Origin of the sequence: Mesorhizobium sp. M7A.F.Ca.CA.004.12.1.1, from assembly GCF_003997835.1 — a bacterium.
In the GTDB taxonomy this organism is placed as follows: domain Bacteria; phylum Pseudomonadota; class Alphaproteobacteria; order Rhizobiales; family Rhizobiaceae; genus Mesorhizobium.
In genome coordinates, this window is sequence record NZ_RZRK01000678.1 from 1 (window position 1) to 3,363 (window position 3,363).

Annotated in this window: 4 protein-coding genes and 1 pseudogene; all 5 read left to right on the forward strand. The window is 62.4% G+C overall.

What is annotated here, in order from left to right; translation table 11 throughout:
* Positions 1-13: 13 nt before the first annotated feature.
* Positions 14-793 carry a formyl transferase gene (locus EN984_RS27490; protein WP_127384097.1) on the forward strand — a complete coding sequence of 260 codons (780 nt, stop codon included), beginning with the start codon at positions 14-16 and terminating at the stop codon, positions 791-793.
* Between the two features lie 203 nt (positions 794-996).
* On the forward strand, positions 997-1,299 hold the full coding sequence (locus tag EN984_RS27495; protein ID WP_023812316.1) for a virulence factor: 303 nt from the start codon (positions 997-999) through the stop codon (positions 1,297-1,299).
* Positions 1,292-1,930, forward strand: coding sequence for a methylenetetrahydrofolate reductase C-terminal domain-containing protein (locus EN984_RS27500; RefSeq protein WP_127271183.1), 639 nt, complete (start codon positions 1,292-1,294; stop codon positions 1,928-1,930). The genes EN984_RS27495 and EN984_RS27500 overlap by 8 nt, the downstream gene beginning before the upstream one ends.
* Positions 1,927-3,018 (forward strand): methylenetetrahydrofolate reductase, encoded by a 1,092-nt coding sequence (locus EN984_RS27505; protein ID WP_127271737.1) that lies wholly within the window; start codon positions 1,927-1,929, stop codon positions 3,016-3,018. The genes EN984_RS27500 and EN984_RS27505 overlap by 4 nt, the downstream gene beginning before the upstream one ends.
* 82 nt (positions 3,019-3,100) lie before the next feature.
* A pseudogene (locus EN984_RS27510) lies at positions 3,101-3,363 on the forward strand (methyltetrahydrofolate cobalamin methyltransferase); the annotation flags it as partial.

The following is a 3,363-nucleotide window of genomic DNA, read 5'->3' on the forward strand; positions in this document are numbered from 1 at the left end:
GGGGGCAAGATCCATGGCAGCATCAGAATCCAGTACGCGGATCGTGGTCGTCACCGGAGGCGACCAGCATGTCTGGGCTATCGTCAACGCGATCACCGACCGCGTCGGCCCTGTCAGCGTCATCCTCGAAACGCCTGAATCCAAAAAGCAATTGCTTCGCGGCCGGGCTCGCCGCCAGGGCTGGATCTCCGCCATCGGCCAACTTGGCACGATGGTGCTCAGCAGACTGGGCAAACGGCTTCTCGCCAGCCATGCCGCCCGGCTGATTGCCGAGGAAAAGCTCGAGGTCGAGCCGCGGCGGGATCAGGAAATCATCCATGTCGCCTCAGCCAACGGGCCGGAATGCCTCGAAGCGATCAAGAAGATCCAGCCTGGCGTTGTCCTGCTTAATGGCTGCAGGCTGTTGTCGAAGGACATGCTTGCCCGGATGCCTTGCCCGGTGCTCAACTATCACGCCGGCATCACGCCGAAATACCGCGGCATGAACGGTGGCTACTGGGCGTTGACGTCAGGCGACCCGCAGAATTTCGGCACCACCGTGCATCTGGTCGATGCCGGCGTCGATACGGGCGCCGTGCTGAAACAGGTGCGCGGTCAACCGAAACGCGGCGACACCATCTCCAGCTACGCGTTGCGCCAGGCCGCGTTCTCGCGCGACATCTGCGTCGAGGCGGTCAGCGATGTTCTGGCCGGAAAAATCACCACCGTCGACCCCGGTCTGCCATCACAGCAATGGTATCATCCGACGATCTGGTTCTATCTCTGGACTGGCCTGAGAACCGGCATCTGGTAGCGCATTCCTCGTCAGGATCCGCACGCCGTGAGCCGGCTTTTCCGACGCCTCGAACCGGGCGCCGGCAGACGCCGGAAACGAATAATCACACCTTTCATTTTACGACATCCAAATGCGTCGCTTTTGAATGCGCGCGCGTCGTCCCATAACAAGCGGCCCCACTGCGCTTCCGGCAATGCTCGCAGAACGAGGAGTGAGAATTCATGGCCGATCTGATCGTCGTCTACTGGCGCGACATCCCAGCCCAAATCATCGTCAAAAAGGGCCGGCAGAACGCCAAGCGCGAGCTGCCGCTGCGCTTCACCGAGGCGATCGACATGTGCGCGATGCGCACTGGCGCCGGCGGCACCGACGATTATCTGGCCGAATGGCGCAAGGCCGATCCCGTCCCGGTCGGCGATGACCTCGAAGCCGAGGTCGAGAAGGCATTCAACGATATCGACACGAAATACGACCGCGAGCGGCTGGTCGCCCTGGTCAAGGCAGGCGGCAAAGAAAATGTCTGAAACCATTCCTGCCAAGGATGGCCAAAGGGTTGTCCAGCCGGTTACCCAGGCCACTCTGGTCAAAAAGGCAGCGCCGAAATCCGACTACAAGCCGGCCGACGTATCGCCGCAGCGGCGCGTGCAGCGTTCCTTTGCGGTCAGATTATGGTCTGTGCGGCACTCGCGATTACTCGAATGGTTCTACGCCAAATTCGCCGACATGTTCCTGCTCCTCCATCCCTTGTGGAAGGGCATAGGTTACGGCCGCGTCGAAGGGCCGATCAAATTCGTCGAGAAGCGCGTCAAGGGCTTCATGTTCGACTGCCGCATGTGCGGCCAGTGCATATTGTCCTCGACCGGCATGTCGTGCCCGATGAACTGCCCCAAGCAATTGCGCAACGGTCCTTGCGGCGGCGTCCGCGCCAACGGCAATTGCGAGGTCGAGCCCGATATGCCCTGCGTCTGGGTCAAAGCCTGGGAAGGCTCGCAGAACATGGTGCACGGCGACAGGATCCTGACCGTGCAGAAGCCGGTCGACCAGTCGCTGCGCGAAACATCGGCCTGGCTGCGGGTGACCGCGCAGGCGGCCGCCGCACGCGAAGCGGCCGCTGCCGCCAAAAATGAGACGGCAAACACCGGGGCACCGGCATGATCGGACGCCAGATCGACGAGAACCCGGCCGGCATCCACCTGCCGCTCGAACCCCTGCCCGGCCACACCTCGCGCGGCCGGCTGGAGCGCGTCCTGCGGCGCGGCGAGTTCGCCGTCACCACCGAGCTCAACCCGCCCGACAGCGCCGATCCGGAAGACGTCTATAACCGCGCCAAGATCTTCGACGGCTGGGTCGATGCCATCAACGCCGTCGACGCCTCGGGCGCCAATTGCCACATGTCGTCGGTCGGTATCTGCGCGCTTTTGACCCGCATGGGCTATGCGCCGATCATGCAGATCGCCTGCCGCGACAAGAACCGCATCGCCATCCAGGGCGACGTGCTGGGCGGGGCCGCGATGGGCGTCGCCAACATGCTGTGCCTGACCGGAGACGGTGTGCAGGCCGGCGACCAGCCCGGCGCCAAGCCGGTGTTCGACCTCGACTGCATGTCGCTGCTCGAGACCTGCCGCATCATGCGCGACAATGGCAAGTTCCTGTCCGGCCGCAAGCTGACGACGCCACCGCAGCTTTTCCTCGGAGCCGCGATCAACCCATTCGCGCCGCCGATCGACTTCCGGCCGCATCGGCTGGGCAAGAAGATCGCCGCCGGCGCGCAATTCGTGCAGAGCCAGTATTGCTTCGACGTGCCGATGTTCCGCAGCTACATGCAAAAGGTGCGCGACCTCGGCTACACCGAAAAATGCTTCATCCTGGTTGGCGTCGGGCCGCTGGCCTCGGCCAAGACGGCCAAGTGGATCCGCTCGAACGTGCCGGGCATCCATATTCCCGATTCTGTCATCAAGCGGCTGGAAGGCGCCCAGGACCAGAAAAAGGAAGGCAAGCAACTCTGCATCGACATCATCAACGAGGTGAAGGAAATATCAGGCGTTTCCGGCGTCCATGTGATGGCCTACCGGCAGGAGGAATATGTCGCCGAGATCGTCGATGAATCGGGCGTGCTGAAGGGCCGCCAGCCGTGGAAACGTGAGATCCGCCGCGACGATCAGCTCGTCGCCGACCGGCTCGACAGCATCTTGCACGACGACATTACCGAAACGCAGGTGGACATGGTGAAGACCGCGCATTGACGGCGCGGACGGCCACCCATTCGCTTGAACGAAAGCAGATAACGATATAAAGAAATCTTTATATCACGGCGGAGAGAATTCCATGACCCGTACCATCGTCGCCTCGGCGACACGAGAAATCATCATCGGCTTCGATCAGCCGTTCTGCGTGATCGGTGAACGCATCAACCCGACCGGCCGCAAGAAGCTGGCCGCCGAGATGATCGCGGGCAATTTCGACACCGTCATCCGGGACGCACTCGAGCAGGCAGCCTGCGGCGCCACCATGCTCGATGTCAACGCCGGCGTCACTTCGGTTAACCCGAACGAGACCGAACCCGGCCTTTTGGTGCAGACGCTGGAGAT